The sequence below is a fragment of the Asticcacaulis excentricus genome (genome assembly GCF_003966695.1).
Taxonomy (GTDB): Bacteria; Pseudomonadota; Alphaproteobacteria; order Caulobacterales; family Caulobacteraceae; genus Asticcacaulis; species Asticcacaulis excentricus_A.
In genome coordinates, this window is sequence record NZ_AP018827.1 from 2,323,761 (window position 1) to 2,337,894 (window position 14,134).

General features: G+C 61.1%; 15 protein-coding genes. 8 read left to right on the plus strand and 7 right to left on the minus strand.

What is annotated here, in order from left to right:
* Positions 1-492 precede the first annotated feature (492 nt).
* Positions 493-1,194 carry a response regulator transcription factor CtrA gene (ctrA, locus tag EM6_RS10695; protein WP_013478129.1) on the plus strand — a complete coding sequence of 234 codons (702 nt, stop codon included), beginning with the start codon at positions 493-495 and terminating at the stop codon, positions 1,192-1,194.
* Between the two features lie 252 nt (positions 1,195-1,446).
* Here ctrA and EM6_RS10700 read toward each other — a convergent pair whose 3' ends face one another.
* On the minus strand, positions 1,447-1,809 hold the full coding sequence (locus EM6_RS10700; protein ID WP_172961197.1) for an MliC family protein: 363 nt from the start codon (positions 1,807-1,809) through the stop codon (positions 1,447-1,449).
* Positions 1,810-2,022: 213 nt separating this feature from the next.
* Here EM6_RS10700 and EM6_RS10705 point away from each other — a divergent pair, with 213 nt between their 5' ends.
* Both EM6_RS10705 and EM6_RS10710 read left to right on the plus strand, forming a co-directional pair.
* A complete protein-coding gene (locus EM6_RS10705) occupies positions 2,023-2,535 on the plus strand; it encodes an arsenate reductase ArsC (RefSeq protein WP_126422655.1) in 513 nt (170 codons plus the stop codon).
* A 287-nt stretch (positions 2,536-2,822) separates the two neighbouring features.
* Positions 2,823-3,164, plus strand: a complete 342-nt coding sequence (locus EM6_RS10710; protein ID WP_049781677.1) for an ArsR/SmtB family transcription factor — start codon at positions 2,823-2,825, stop codon at positions 3,162-3,164.
* Between the two features lie 68 nt (positions 3,165-3,232).
* Here the strand turns inward: EM6_RS10710 and EM6_RS10715 are convergent, their stop codons facing one another.
* The 6 genes from EM6_RS10715 to chpT form a co-directional block, all read right to left on the minus strand.
* Positions 3,233-4,075 (minus strand): CheR family methyltransferase, encoded by an 843-nt coding sequence (locus EM6_RS10715; protein WP_126422656.1) that lies wholly within the window; start codon positions 4,073-4,075, stop codon positions 3,233-3,235.
* Positions 4,072-5,286, minus strand: coding sequence for a protein-glutamate methylesterase/protein-glutamine glutaminase (locus EM6_RS10720; protein ID WP_126422658.1), 1,215 nt, complete (start codon positions 5,284-5,286; stop codon positions 4,072-4,074). Before EM6_RS10720 ends, EM6_RS10715 begins: the two co-directional genes overlap by 4 nt.
* Positions 5,287-5,300: 14 nt before the next feature.
* On the minus strand, positions 5,301-5,666 hold the full coding sequence (locus tag EM6_RS10725; protein WP_013478135.1) for a response regulator: 366 nt from the start codon (positions 5,664-5,666) through the stop codon (positions 5,301-5,303).
* 75 nt (positions 5,667-5,741) lie between these two features.
* Complete coding sequence (locus tag EM6_RS10730; RefSeq protein ID WP_126422660.1) at positions 5,742-6,185, minus strand: chemotaxis protein CheW; 444 nt, start codon at positions 6,183-6,185, stop codon at positions 5,742-5,744.
* A gap of 8 nt (positions 6,186-6,193) precedes the next feature.
* A complete protein-coding gene (locus EM6_RS10735; RefSeq protein WP_126422662.1) occupies positions 6,194-8,590 on the minus strand; it encodes a chemotaxis protein CheA in 2,397 nt (798 codons plus the stop codon).
* A gap of 126 nt (positions 8,591-8,716) precedes the next feature.
* Positions 8,717-9,421, minus strand: coding sequence for a histidine phosphotransferase ChpT (gene chpT / locus EM6_RS10740; RefSeq protein ID WP_126422663.1), 705 nt, complete (start codon positions 9,419-9,421; stop codon positions 8,717-8,719).
* 271 nt (positions 9,422-9,692) lie between these two features.
* Between chpT and cysK the strand changes: the two genes are divergently transcribed.
* The 5 genes from cysK (at position 9,693) to EM6_RS10765 (ending at position 14,057) form a co-directional block, all read left to right on the plus strand.
* The gene (gene cysK, locus EM6_RS10745; protein ID WP_126422665.1) at positions 9,693-10,679 is read left to right on the plus strand and encodes a cysteine synthase A; all 987 of its coding nucleotides are present in this window, start codon (positions 9,693-9,695) and stop codon (positions 10,677-10,679) included.
* A gap of 100 nt (positions 10,680-10,779) precedes the next feature.
* A complete protein-coding gene (locus tag EM6_RS10750; protein ID WP_126422668.1) occupies positions 10,780-12,054 on the plus strand; it encodes a DUF2336 domain-containing protein in 1,275 nt (424 codons plus the stop codon).
* A gap of 337 nt (positions 12,055-12,391) precedes the next feature.
* Positions 12,392-12,898: a PAS domain-containing protein gene (locus EM6_RS10755; RefSeq protein ID WP_126422670.1), complete on the plus strand. Its 507-nt coding sequence runs from the start codon at positions 12,392-12,394 to the stop codon at positions 12,896-12,898.
* A 224-nt stretch (positions 12,899-13,122) separates the two neighbouring features.
* Entirely contained in the window at positions 13,123-13,500 is a 378-nt protein-coding gene (locus EM6_RS10760; RefSeq protein ID WP_126422672.1) for a helix-turn-helix domain-containing protein, read from the plus strand.
* Entirely contained in the window at positions 13,500-14,057 is a 558-nt protein-coding gene (locus EM6_RS10765) for a hypothetical protein (protein ID WP_126422674.1), read from the plus strand. The genes EM6_RS10760 and EM6_RS10765 overlap by 1 nt, the downstream gene beginning before the upstream one ends.
* The last annotated feature ends 77 nt before the right edge of the window (positions 14,058-14,134 follow it).

The following is a 14,134-nucleotide window of genomic DNA, read 5'->3' on the forward strand; positions in this document are numbered from 1 at the left end:
AAGATGCTGATCGCATCCGGCCGTTGAAGACACGAGACTGTCTCATATGTATCAGCGACATGAGACAGTCTCGAATGGAATACCAAGAGTCATTTTCAATGACTCTTGGTATGAGCCGACATTTAAAAACTTTGCGGATACAGCGGAGGCTTCTTGCGGAGGCCTCCGTTTTCTTTGCCGGTAAAGGTCGCCGCGCATTCAGGCGTACAAAAACATCTTGAAAATCAAAAATATAAATCCGCGCCTTGCCGCATTTCGCCCTGACCGTGTGCGAAAAAAGACTCTTTCTTAAAAAAGAATGAAAAAAGACCTGGGGAAAAGCCCCCCTCTTGACTCGCGACTCTTGTCAGCGATTCGCAAATCAGCGTACCCCTTTTTGAGATTTTGTTAGGCTTAACTAATCTTAAGGGATTTGCGGGCTAGCCTCCAATTCTCACCATCGGGGGCGTTCGCGCCTTCACCTTTGTGTTTGCCATAGCCGGGAGGGGCTACATGCGCGTACTGCTGATTGAAGACGACAGCGCGACTGCTCAAAGCATTGAGCTGATGCTGAAATCCGAAGGGTTCAATGTCTATACGACGGACCTGGGCGAAGAAGGCGTGGATCTGGGTAAGATCTACGATTACGACCTGATCCTGCTCGACCTGTCGCTGCCTGACATGTCCGGCCTCGAAGTGCTGCGTCAACTGCGCGTCGGCAAGGTCAATACCCCGGTCATGATCCTGTCGGGCACCTCCGAAATCGAAACCAAGGTCAAGACGCTCGGCGGCGGTGCCGACGACTATATGACCAAGCCCTTCCACAAGGATGAGCTGATCGCCCGCATTCATGCGGTGGTGCGTCGCTCCAAGGGCCACGCCCAGTCGGTTATCAAGACCGGCGACATCATCGTCAATCTCGACGCCAAGACGGTCGAGGTCGCGGGCAACCGCGTGCACCTGACCGGCAAGGAATACGAGATGCTGGAGCTTCTGTCCCTGCGCAAAGGCACGACGCTGACCAAGGAAATGTTCCTCAACCACCTCTATGGCGGTATGGACGAGCCGGAACTGAAGATCATCGACGTCTTCATCTGCAAGCTGCGCAAGAAGCTGGCCGTGGCGAACGACGGCAACTCCTATATCGAAACCGTCTGGGGCCGTGGCTATGTGCTGCGCGACCCGCAAGAGCAGGGCGGCATCGTCGCCGCCTGAGCCTCACGGTTCTAAGACTACGAAAAAACGCCTGCCGTCCTCTCACGGCAGGCGTTTTTTGTTATATGAATGACCGGGGACTGGTGAAAGCAGGAGTTGGGGGCTTATGACGCGCAAGTCTGTTCTATGGGCCGCCGTTTTGATAGGCGCAGTTCTGCTGATCGCGACACTGTTTATGCCGTTCAGCGAACCGCTTAAGTTTTCCATTACGTTTCCGCCGCCGGGGGCGTCAGTCCGCTAAGCTCTGGCCAGTTAATCCGTTACGCACTGGGTCGGCATCTTTTTGCCGACGGTCCAGGTGGCGTCGCGGCCTTTGCCGCGGAAATCGTGCTTGCCCGACGAATACCAGATGCCAGAGGCCGCCACCTGCTGCGGCAGGTGCAGTTTTGTGCCGTCTTTCAGCGTCACGGTCGCCGCCTTTTCGCTGAAGGCGATGCGGAAGGTCGTCCCGTCCTGACAGGTATAGAGCGCGCCCGTTGGCGCTTCGACCACAGGCGGCGGCGGAGGGGGAGGCGGGGGCGGCGGGGCCATGCCGCTATCGGTCGGGGTGGTCACGCAGCCCGCCAGGGTCAGGGCGAGCGCGGAAAGAGCGACGATAGACAGGCTGCGACGCATAGGGTCCTCCACATTTGTCGGCGACAGCATAACCCGTTTCCGGGGCTTGCGAAATAAGCTCACGATAAGGTTTACCGGTTCTTTTTGTCAGGACTCTCTTAACCGTGTCTGTAAACCGCAAACTCATGAAGCTTTGATAACGTGGTTTCGGGAAGGGCGTTTTCCTCCCACCTGCAGACGGCCGCCGGGGTGTGGGGCCGGGGAGAGCCTTAGATGTTTCACCGTCCGATCCATGTTCTGTTCCTGGCCGAGCGTAACTCCTCACGTTCCATTCTGGCCGAAGCCCTGCTCAACCGTCTGGGGGCCGGGCGCTTTGAGGCCTATTCGGCGGGTGTGACGCCGGCCGTGGCCATCAGCCCCTATGCCATCGCGCTGTTGCACCGCATCAACTACAATATTCAGACCCTCGTGCCCAAGGGGATCGAAGCCTTCGGGGCGGCGGATGCGCCGGAACTCGACTTTGTTTTCCGCCTGTCGCACCACCTGCCGCAGGGCCGCCTGCCGCAGTTCAAGGGCAATCCGCGCCTGATCGACTGGTTCCTCCCCGATCCGGAAGATGTGATGGGCTCCCCGGCCATGATCGCCACCGCCTATGCCGACCTGTTTGGCGCTCTGTGCTCGCGAATCGAAACGCTGAGCCAGATGAGCCCGGCCTTTCTGGCCGGTGAAGCCGCTCCGGATCGATTGGAGCGCATGGGCGAGGCCTATATCCGTCTGGCCGCTTAATACCAACGGCCGAAGATGCTGACCGCATCCGGCCGTTGAAAACTCGAGACTGTCTCATATGTGCCCTCGACATGAGACAGTCTCGAACCGAATACCAAGAGTCATTTTCAATGACCCTTGGTATACCTGTTTTATACGTTTCTCCCTGACCTTGGGGCGGTTGTCATCGGCAACCGCCCTTTCTTTATGCGTTCCTTACGTTCAATGGCTGAAAAACCCGGCGAATTCGTTTGCAAATTCCCGCGTCGGGGGTTTTTACCCACATCGCTTTCATGTATGGTTTTCGCATGGAAATGGATGATGCCGTCGTTGCCTTGTTCGCCCTTGCCCATCCGGGCCGGTTGGAAGCCTTTCGCACCATCGTGCGCGCAGGTCCGTCCGGTATGCCCGCCGGTGAGATTGCCCGCGCGATCAAGGCCCCTGCCAATACCACCTCGACCCACCTCAGCATTCTGACGGGGGCGGGCCTGCTCAAGGCTTATCGCAGCGGTCGATCGATCATCTACAGCGCGGAGCTGACGCATCTGTCGGGGCTGGCCGACTATCTGCTGAACGATTGCGCGCAGGGCAAGCCGGAGGCGTGGAGCCAGTTGACGGTTCCGGAACCCGCCACCAAAAAGACCGCCTGATCGTCAATATAGGCAACAAAAAACCCCGCTGGTTTCACAGCGGGGTTCTTCATGTCAAGGGTTTGAACTCAGCTACCGAACTTGCGCACCGGCTGGGCGCCCACGGCCTGATTCTTGATATAGAGGCCGCGCATCCCCGCCATTGGCTTGAAGACATCGGTGATGCCCAGCACGGTTTCCGCCGCGCCGAGGAAGAGGTAGCCGTCATCGGCCAGCAGGGTGGCCATCTGCTCCAGCACGCGCTTCTTGGTTTCTATATCGAAATAGATCAGCACGTTACGGCAGTAGATCACGTCCTGACGACCGACGGAGCGCAGATCGTCAAGCAGGTTGAGCTTTTTGTAGCGCACGGCCTGACGGATCTTGGGCGAGATGCGCCACATTTCGTCGATCTTCTCGAAATGCTTGACCATCATCTGGATGGGCAGGCCGCGCTGCACTTCAAACTGCGTATAGAGGCCGGCCTGCGCCTTTTCGAGGCAGCGTTCGGAAATGTCGGTGGCCATGATGTCGAGATTGACGCGCGGGAACTGGGCGCGCGACTCTTCCATCATCATGGCCAGGGAGTAGGGCTCCTGACCGGTCGAGCAGGCGGCGCACCAGATCTTGATGTCGCCGCTGCGGCTCTTGGCCAGCGCCGGCAGGACGTCGGATTTGAACTGATCAAACGGCGTCTTGTCGCGGAAGAAGAAGGTCTCGTTCGTCGTCATCGCGTCGGTGACGGTATAGATCAGTTTCTCGTCACGCTTGGTGCGCAGGGCCGTCAGCAGGGCGGCGACATTGGCATAGCCTTCGCGACGCGCCACGGGGGCCAGACGGCTTTCGATCAGATAGGTCTTGTCCGAGCCGAGGATCAGGCCGGAGCGTTGCTTCAACAGGGCGGCAAGGTGTTCGGTATCTTCCGGGGTCATATTATTCTCTCACCTTTGGCGATGGCCCGGCACGTCTGCGCCAGACCGTCGATGGGTTTTATAAATTCGGCCAGACCGGCTTCGGCGACGGCACCGGGCATCCCCCAGACAACCGACGACTTTTCGTCCTGTACCATCACGGTGGCATTGACATCGACCAGAGCCCGCGCGCCGTCGCGGCCATCGTGGCCCATGCCGGTCAGGACAACGGCGACGACGTTCTTGCCATAGAGTTCCGCGCCGGATTTAAACAAAGGATCGACCGCCGGGCGGCACCAGTTGACGGGGGCTGACTGATCGAGTCGAAGCGATGGCTGACCGGGCGTGCCTTTCAGCGTCATGTGGAAATCGCCGGGCGCGATATAGATGTGGCTGCCTTTGAGGCCCATACCGTCCTGCGCTTCGACCACCTTCTGCGGCAGGGCCTTGTCGAGGTGTTCGGCGAGGATGGTGGTAAAGGTCGAGGGCATGTGCTGAACGATCAGCACCGGGATGCGCCAGTCGGGACCAAGACCCGCGAGGAAGTTGCGCAAGGCCGGGGGGCCGCCCGTGGAGGCCCCGACCAGCAGGATGTCGCAGCGGCGCGGGCCGGTCATGGTTCGCACGCGCGGTGCGGCGGCCACGTGGCCGTTCGGCGTTGCCGGTGCCGGTGAGCCGGTCGGACGGTCGATGCGGCGGATCGGCGCGACGATACCGGGGGTGGGGGTATTAAGGTTAACCGGTGCGCTTGGGGCCGTGGTTGAGGCACCGGCGGCCGCGGCATTGGGCCAGGCGCGCGTACGACCACACAGGGCACGCACCTTGGTCAGAAGCTCGCTTTTGAAGCCGTCTGCCCCGCCGATACGGGCGGAGTCGGGCTTTGGCACATAGTCGGCGGCGCCCAGTTCAAGGGCGCGGATGGTGACCGAGGCCCCGCGCGTCGTCAGGGTCGAGGCCATCAGGATTTTCAGGCCCGGCTTGGCCGCCAGCATCTTGGGCAGGGCTTCGAGGCCGTTCATGTTCGGCATCTCGATATCAAGGATCAGCACATCGGGCTGAAGCTCCTTGAGTTTGTCGATGCCCTTCTGGCCGTCCGTGGCGGAGCCGACGAGCACCATGTCGCTTTCCGCTTCGATCCAGCGGGTGACAAGGCCGCGCACGACCGCCGAGTCATCAACGATCATCACCCGCAGGGGGCGCAGCGATACCGAGGGATTGGGGTTAAGCGACATACGCTGGGGATACCTTAGATAAGGCCGACTTCGGTGAACTTGGCTTCGAGGATTTCACCGTCGAAGGGCTTCATGATGTATTCCGAAGCGCCTTCGGTCAGGGCTTCGGTGATGTGGGCCAGATCGTTTTCCGTGGTGCAGAAGACCACGACGGGGTCGGTACCGCCCTCTTCCTTGCGCAACTGACGCAGGAAGGTGATGCCGTCCATGACCGGCATGTTCCAGTCGAGCAGGATGGCGTTGGGCATGGACGACTTGCAGTAGTTGAGGGCTTCGAGGCCGTCATTGGCCTCGGCCACTTCAAACTGGAGGTTTTCCAGAATGCGACGCGCCACCTTGCGGATAACGCGGCTGTCATCAACGACGAGGCAGGTTTTCATATCGCTTTTTCCTGAGCCCGTAAGCGCAATCCGAAAAGTGGGCACCGCTTTTCGGAGTCAATCGCGCACCAAACCTTAGGCGGCCTTGAGGTGGGCGGCGTCCAGAAGGGTGTGCGGGTCCAGAACTATCAGAAGTTCCTTTTCCAATTGATAAACGCCGACGATAACTTCGGCCCAGCGCGGCGGCAGGTTGCCCGGCGGGGCGTGGAACTTTTCGTCATCCAGCTTCAGCACCTCATCGACCGAGTCGATGACGAGGCCGTAGGAATCGCCATGCACTTCGAGACCGATGGCCAGCGGTTCCGGCGCATCGGCCGGGCGTGGCGACAGGCCCAGGCGGCGACGGGCGCAGACGGCGGTGACGATACGGCCGCGCAGGTTCAGCACGCCGGCGATTTCGGTGCGCGACAACGGTACGGGCGTCAGGCCGCGCGGATGGAAGACATCATGGACGCGGGCGGCATCGACGCCAAACAACTGGCCACCGACACGCAGGGTCACGTAATCACGGATACTCATAATGAACCTCAGGCAGCTTCGGTGATAAGGTCTTGGGCGGGCTGACGGCGGGCGTGTTCGGCCAGACCGCGCAGCAGGTAGTGATCAACATCGAGGATTTCGCAGGCGCGACCGGTGATGACGGCGGTGCCGCGCACGCCCGGACGATCCGGCGACAGTTCGATATTGAGGAAGTCTTCGACCACATCGACGATCTCATCGACGGCCAGAGCCATGGCATAGCCTTCGCCGGTGAAGACCAGCAGCGGCTGGATGTCCTGCTCCTTGAAGCCGTAGGTATCGGCGACGTTGAGGATCGGCATGAGCTTGCCACGGTATTGCAGCGCGGCGCGGCCATCCATGCGCTCGATCTTTTCGGCTTCGATGTGTTCGAGGCGCGTGATGTGCTCCAGCTCGACCGCCTTCGGGGCCCCGCCACCGGCGCGGAACAAAAGCATGGCCACCTTCTGGCCCTGTGCGCTTTCGGCGACGGCGTCTTCGGTGGACTCTTCGACCTTTTCTTCCAGCATGTTGCCGGCGCGCTCGGACAGGGCGTTCGGATCAAGGATCAGCACCACCGAGCCGTCGCCCAGAATGGTCGCCCCGGAGAAGATGTCCACGTCGCGCAGGATGGAGGCCAGCGGCTTGACGACGATTTCTTCGGTGTCCAGAACGTCATTGACGACCAGACCGTAGCGGCGCTCACCCACCTGAATGACCATGACGAAGGTGGGGTTTTCTTCGGTAGCGGCTTCCAGTTGCAGCGTCGGCCCAAGCTGGACCAGCGGCAGCAGCTTGTCGCGCAAACGCAGGACGAGGGCGTCGTTGATCTTTTCGATCTTGTGCTCGGCATTGGCGCCGGTGCGGACCAGTTCCATGACCGAGGTTTGCGGCACGGCGAACTTCTGACCACCGGCACCGACGATCAGGGCCGAAACGATGGCCAGCGTCAGCGGGATTTTGATGGTGAAGGTCGTGCCCTGACCGGCGATCGAGTTGAGGTCGATCTGACCACCGATCTGCTCGATATTGGTGCGCACCACGTCCATGCCGACGCCGCGACCGGACAGGTTGGTGACCTTGGCCGCCGTCGAGAAGCCCGGCGCGAAGATGTAGCGGTGGATCTGCTGGTCGCTCATGCCTTCGACTTCGGCACGGGTCGCCAGACCCTTTTCGACGATCTTTTCGCGGATGCGGGCGGTGTTCAGGCCGCGCCCATTGTCCGAAATGCGGATGACGATATAGCCGCCTTCGTGGAAGGCCGCCAGCTTCACCTGACCATTGGCGGGCTTGCCCAGCGCAATGCGTTCTTCGGTGGGTTCCAGGCCGTGGTCGGCCGAGTTGCGCACCATGTGGGTCAGAGGGTCGCGGATCAGTTCCAGAACCTGACGGTCCAGTTCCGTGCCTTCGCCTTCCATGATCAGGTCGATCTTCTTGCCCAGTTCGTGCGACAGGTCGCGCACCAGACGGGGCAGCTTCTTCCACGCCGCGCCTATGGGCTGCATACGGGTCTTCATCACGCTGTCCTGCAATTCGCCGGTCAGGGTGGACAGGCGTTGCAGCGGGGTGGCGAAGGCCGAGTCTTCGCGGTTACGCGAAATCTGCAGAAGCTGGTTGCGGGTCAGAACCATTTCCGACACCAGCGTCATCAGGCCTTCAAGCACATCGACCGACACGCGGATCGACTGGGTGGTGGCGATGCCGCCGTTTTCGTCGCCGAGCGCCGCCGCCAGCGCACCGGACGCTGCCTCGACCGGTTCGGCCTTGGGGGCCACAGCGACGGGCGCTTCGACCTTGGGTTCGGGCTTGGTTTCGGGCTTCGGGGCCTCGGCCTTGATTTCGGCCACGGGCTCCGGCTCCGGATCGCTCATCCAGTCGGGGGCTTCGGCGGCGAGGAAGGCGGCTTCCAGCTCGTCGAGCGACACTTCGCCCGGACGTAAGGGGCGTTCCAGCTCCGGCTTGACTTCGGCGATCACGACTTCGGGGATATCGGCATTGATCGGACGGTCTGGGACCTGAACCGGCTGAACGGTCTCGATGGCCACTTCGCGACCTTCGGCCATGGCCTCCAGTTGCGAAATCAGGTCATCATCGTCGCCGTCGGGCTCATTGCCCGTCTGCTCAAGACCATTGAGGATCAGCTTGATGCGGTCGATGGAGTGCAGAACCAGCGTCACCGCCGTCGGCGTGACCTCCAGCTTGCCATCGCGGAAGCGACCGAGCAGGGTTTCACCGGCGTGGGCCACGGCTTCGAGGCGGCCAAGCCCCAGGAAGCCGCAGGTGCCCTTGATGGTGTGCACTAGCCGGAAAATGTTATCGAGCGTCTTTCGTTCGTTCGGGTTGGCCTCGAACTTGACCAGTTCACTATCGACCACCTCAAGGCTTTCGGCCGTCTCGGTCAGGAATTCCGCAATCAGATCGTCCACTTTACACCCCGTCAGAACACTATGGCCGACCCTGAAATGAGGGCGTGGGTCGGACCTTTGACCGCCCATCATCAGATGGTTTGGTTAAAGGAGTGTTTGCAGAAAGAGCTGGAAACGTGAACTTTGTTATTTTTTTGGTAGAACGATCTTAATGCCGAGTGAATCGGGCTCCAGAGTGACCGCAAGCGTGCCGCCGGCCTCCTGCACGACGCTGTGCAGCCAGAAGGGCTGTATCCATTGCCCGCTCAGGCCGTCCGACAGGGGCTGACCGTTCAGGCCTTCAACCGCTTCGGGTTTGAGGCGCGCGCGCGGGCCATTGGATTGCGCCGTCAAAATAATGGCCTCGTCCGTCTCTTCGCGACGAAGGGTCGCCGTGCCCCCGGTCGGCAGGGCGTTGCCAGCGATATAACCCAGATTCATCAGGGCGCGGGCTGCCGGCTTTTCGAACACGACCTCATCGGCCACGTCGAAAGCGAGCGTGGCGCGCATGGTCGAAAAGACGTCAGACAGGGTCTTGTTCAGTTCCTTGGCCGAAAAGGCTTCGGCCGAGGTCGCAGCCCCGAAGGCCACGCGAGCGAAATGGACCAGCGTGACCAGCTTGGTCGCCGAGGTCTGGATCAGGTTGACCGCATCGTCGCGCATGTCCTGCGCCGACGGGTCGCTGAGAAGGTCAAGGCCTGATATAATGGCCCCGGTCGGCGAGATGAAGTCGTGGCACAGCTTGGCCACCAGTTGCGTCGCCAGTTCGTGCGGATTGGGCAGGGCCGCGACCTTTGCCGGAGTTTCGGTTTCGGAACCCTGTTCAGGCGTCGTCAGCGAAAGGTCATCCATGGTCTTTAAAGTCTCTGCGTTGGGATCGGGGGTTTAGGCAGTTTAGTTCTGATCGCGCCATGTGTGAGGTGATTTGCCTTATCAGGAAACACCCTTGCGGCTATAATCTATAAAATTCGCATGACGAAAGGCGGTGCGACCTCGCGCCACTGGTCAGGCGATCCCATCTTCTGTAGGGCTGGACACTTTGGATTACGTGCCCGCTCACTGCGCCGGTCAGCCCATGCGGGACGCCACGCCTTATTTCTAAAAACCGTTACGGAGGTTTCCCATGCCCGACACGCAACCGCAATCGACGGCCCCGCGCTATGCCCGCAAAGGCCGCGGCAAGGTGTTTGAATCCATTCTCGACACCATCGGCGATACGCCGCTGGTCAAGCTGCCGCGTCTGTCGGCCGAATACGGGGCCAAGGCGACGGTTCTGGCCAAGCTGGAATTCTTCAACCCGCTGGCCTCGGTCAAGGACCGCATCGGCGTGGCTATGATCGAAGCGCTGGAAGCGACGGGGCAACTGAAGCCCGGCGGCGTTATCATCGAGCCGACCTCAGGCAATACCGGCATCGCTCTGGCCTTTGTCGCCGCCCAAAAGGGCTATGAACTGATCCTCGTCATGCCGGAATCCATGTCGCTGGAGCGCCGCAAGATGCTGGCGCTGCTGGGCGCCCGCCTTGAGCTGACCCCGGCGGAAAAGGGGATGCGTGGGGCCGTCAACCGTGCGCAGGAACTGGTCGCCGCCACGCCGGGTGCGGTCATGCCGCAGCAGTTTGAAAACGCCGCCAACCCGCAAATCCACCGTATATCGACGTCCGAGGAAATCTGGAACGATACGGACGGCGCGGTCGATGTGCTGATCTCCGGCGTCGGCACCGGCGGCTCGATCACCGGCATCGGTCAGGTGCTGAAAGAAAAGAAGGCCTCGGTCGAAGTCGTCGCGGTTGAGCCCGAAGCCTCACCGGTCCTGTCGGGCGGTGAGCCGGGGCCGCACAAGATTCAGGGGATCGGCGCGGGCTTTGTGCCGGGTATTCTGGACAAGGGCGTCATCGACAAGGTCGAAAAGGTGTCGAACGACGACGCTTTCGCTACCGCGCGTCAGGCGGCGCAGCTCGAAGGTCTGCCCGTCGGTATTTCGTCGGGCGCGGCGCTCAAGGCCGCCTTCCGTCTGGCGGCACAGGACGCCTATGCGGGCAAGACCATCGTGGTCATCATCCCGTCGTTTGCCGAGCGTTACCTCTCGACCGCTCTCTTCGACGGACTGTAAAAAGCGTGCCGCTCCTCTGATTACAGGGGAGCGGTCGACTAAAGAGGCGTTCGGGGTCGGCTTTAACCTCTTTTAATATCTCGCTAGGCATAGTGCGCCCATGAGCACGCCGCCTGACTCGCAAGCCTTAAGCCCGGAAGACGAAATGTCCGTTGATGACGGCCTGATCGCGGTGGGTGCGCGTGCCGATGAGGCCCCTGAACAGGTCTTTCCGGCACGTCAGACCCTGCTGAAACGGCTCGCTGACGTGGTCTGTCTGCCGGAAACGCGGGTCAATGCCTTTGAGCGCGCCGTGACCGCCGACCTGCTGGTCGAAATGCTGCGTGAAGCACAAAAGGGCGAGCGCCTGCGCGTGGCGCGCCGTCTCAGCAAGCTGAGCGAAGTGCCGCACACCCTGGTGCGTCTGCTGATTACCGATGAGCCGGAGATCGCCCGCTTCCTGATCGAGGATTGCGACTCGCTGGCCGAAACCGATCTGCTCTATTGCGTTCGCCGCGGCACGCCGACCCACTGCCGTCTTCTGGCGGGGCGTAAAAATATTGGGCCTGTGGTGGCCGAAGCCCTGACCGACACCGGCGATATCGACACGGTCGAGCAGTTGTTAAAGAACCGCACCTCCACCCTGTCGCAGGGCGCCATCGAGGCGGCGGTGTCGCTGAGTCAGGACGCGCCGCGTCTGGTGCCGCATCTGATCCGGCGGCTGGAACTGCGCCCCAGCTCGGCCTATGTGATGTTCTGGTGGGCCGATGCCGATGTGCGTCGCGTCATCCTCAGTCGGTTTGCCGTCAACCGCGAAGTCATGCAGGATTCCGCTGGTGACGTATTCGCTATGGCGGCGAAAGAAGGGTGGGGCGATCCGCTGGCGCGCAAGGCGCTGCAATTTATCGAACGCCGTCAGCGCAACCGCGAGGCCCTGAAAAAAAGCCCGTTCGCCAGTCTGGAGGCCGCCATCGCCGAGGCCGCGCGCAGCGGCATGACGCGCCACACGGCCGAGGAAATCTCTTATCTGTCCGGTATCAAGCCTTCGACCGGGGCCAAGATCCTGCGGGATGGCGGCGGTGAGGCGCTGGCCGTTCTGTGCAAGGCAACGGGGCTGAAAAAGGCCGATCTGCGCAACCTGTGGCGGGCCCTGCGCCGTCCGGGGCAAAAGGACGGGGAGGTGCATCCGGACCTTGAGCGGGTTCTGGTCGTCTATGACACCCTGGCTGTGGATCGCGCCCAGACGGTGTTGCGCTACTGGAACTGGTCGCTCTCTTCGGCCCTGACGCCGATGATGATCCGCGCCCTGTCGCAAGGGGAGTCGATGGAAATAGACGCCCTGTCCGTACCGCAACGTGCCGCCATGCTGGCCTTCGCGCAGGACCTGAAGCGGTAAGCCCCGAAATCAGGCTGGTGATAAATATAGAATCGCTTCACGCGACCTGCGGCACAAGACTCGCCAAAGTACCAGACGGCTCAGAATCTGAGATTTTGCCGCTTTATTGGCTCTATAAGCAGATACGAGCGGCATTTTGTCAAAAACCGCACAGCGTGATGAGAACAAAAGGAGTCTAAATCCTGCAGGCCGTATCCTTAAGCCCGCATCTGTGGATAGGCGGCGGCCTTAACCGGGTTTAAATCTCTGGTTAACCCTTTTTTGCTTGCCAAGGAATCACTGATTAAGAGAAGGTGAAGATCAGTGATTCGTATACGGGGCAAGGTTTCAGGCGATTATGACGGGCATGGCAGCGGAAATGCTGAGCGCTTTGCGCATGCACGAAGAGGTCTTCCGTTACTGGAAGAGCCTGCGCCGCCCCGGACGCCTGCCGTCGCGCGCCGACATTGATCCGTGCAGTGTGCGCAAGCTGTTGCCGACCATCTCTCTGATTGATGTGCTGGCCGACGATCCGGCCAATGAACCCGAACGCTTCCGTCAGCGGCTGGCCGGCACCGACCTCTACACGGCCTATGGTATGGAGATCACGGGCAAGTCGTTCACCGACATCTATGGCCCCGAAGAAGCCCGCTACTGGGCCGAAGAACTCACCTTCGTGGTGCGTACACGCAAGCCCGGTGTCGGTCTGCATTCGATGGCGTGGCGCGGTTCAAAATCGTTGAGCCTGTTCTGGCTGCGTCTGCCGCTGGCCTCCGACGGGGTCAATGTCGATATGATTCTGGGCCATGATGCCCTGATCGGACAGCCGGAACTGACCGGCCCCAGCGGCATCCGCGCCGCCTGATTTTTTTGTCATCGCGATTTTTGTTTTGGCACAGGGGACGAATCGCCTCTGCGCGCGGGGGTTTTGCTGTCGTCATTTGGCCATCTATCCCCCTACTTAAGAGCGAAAAATAGGCTTAATTGCCCATATTTTCACTTGAAATAGGAAAACTATCCTCTCAATATCCACCTCGCTTAACATGAGAACAAATTGGCAACATTTGAGTCTCGTGAAAGGGGATCGGTATGAAACGGAGGGTGCAGACAGAGGCGGAAATCGCCGCCGAGGCGCAGGCGGACCTGACACAGGCCGACTATGTGATGGGGCTAGTGTCGGTGGTGACCGGCGTGCCGCTCAGTGATATCCGCGCCATGGACCGCAAGGATGCGCGCACATCGCGGGCCCGGCAGTTGTGCATGTATCTGATCTCGGTGGCCTGGCAATGGCCGCTCTATCGCATTGGCGCGGCTTTTGGCCGTGACCGCACGACGGTCGGCCACGCCTGCCGCCGCATCGAGGATTTGCGCGACAACCGCCTGTGGGACGAGCAGATCGAGCGGCTGGAGGCCTGTCTGCTGGACATGCCCTCCGGTCTGGCCCTGCCGCGTCGGAGGGCCGCCTGATGCGCGGTACGCCCGAAGCCCTGCGCGAGCGGCTGAAAGCGCCGGGGGCGCACCTGAAACCCGTGGCGAGCGGTTACGAGCTGCGCCTGACCGCGGACGGGCGAAGGCGCGCCGTGGACCGGCTGAGTGCCGCCGACCTGCGCGCTGTTCAGGCGCTGGGGCCGCTGACCCGCCATGCCGACGGGCGGCTGAGCCTGATGCCACCGCCGGATGATCTCAGCGGCCTGATCCGCGAGGGCTATTTTAACCGCCTTCAGTTGCTGGCGCTGGATCAGTGGCGACGCGACCACTCCACGGCCTATGCCGCTGATCGCCTGACCCAGGACTGGAGCCGCTTTGGCGGCGGAGGGCGTTCTACCGCGGCCAGTGACCTGCCGCTCTATCGTCTTCAGGCGCGTCGGCGCTGCGAAGAGGCGGCTGCTGTGCTGGGTGATCTGGCCGGGCCGGCGCGTCGGGTGGGGCTGGAAGACTGGCCTTTGTCGCGGGCGGCCTGTGCGCCCGAAGCCTTGACGGAGGCCTTTACTCGCCTGTCTGGTTATTATCGTATCGGCGGTTAACCCAGTCATGTCCCGCTATGAAACGAAAATACCGAAAACTATAGCATGGATAATACACTGTTAACAAAAACCGCGGT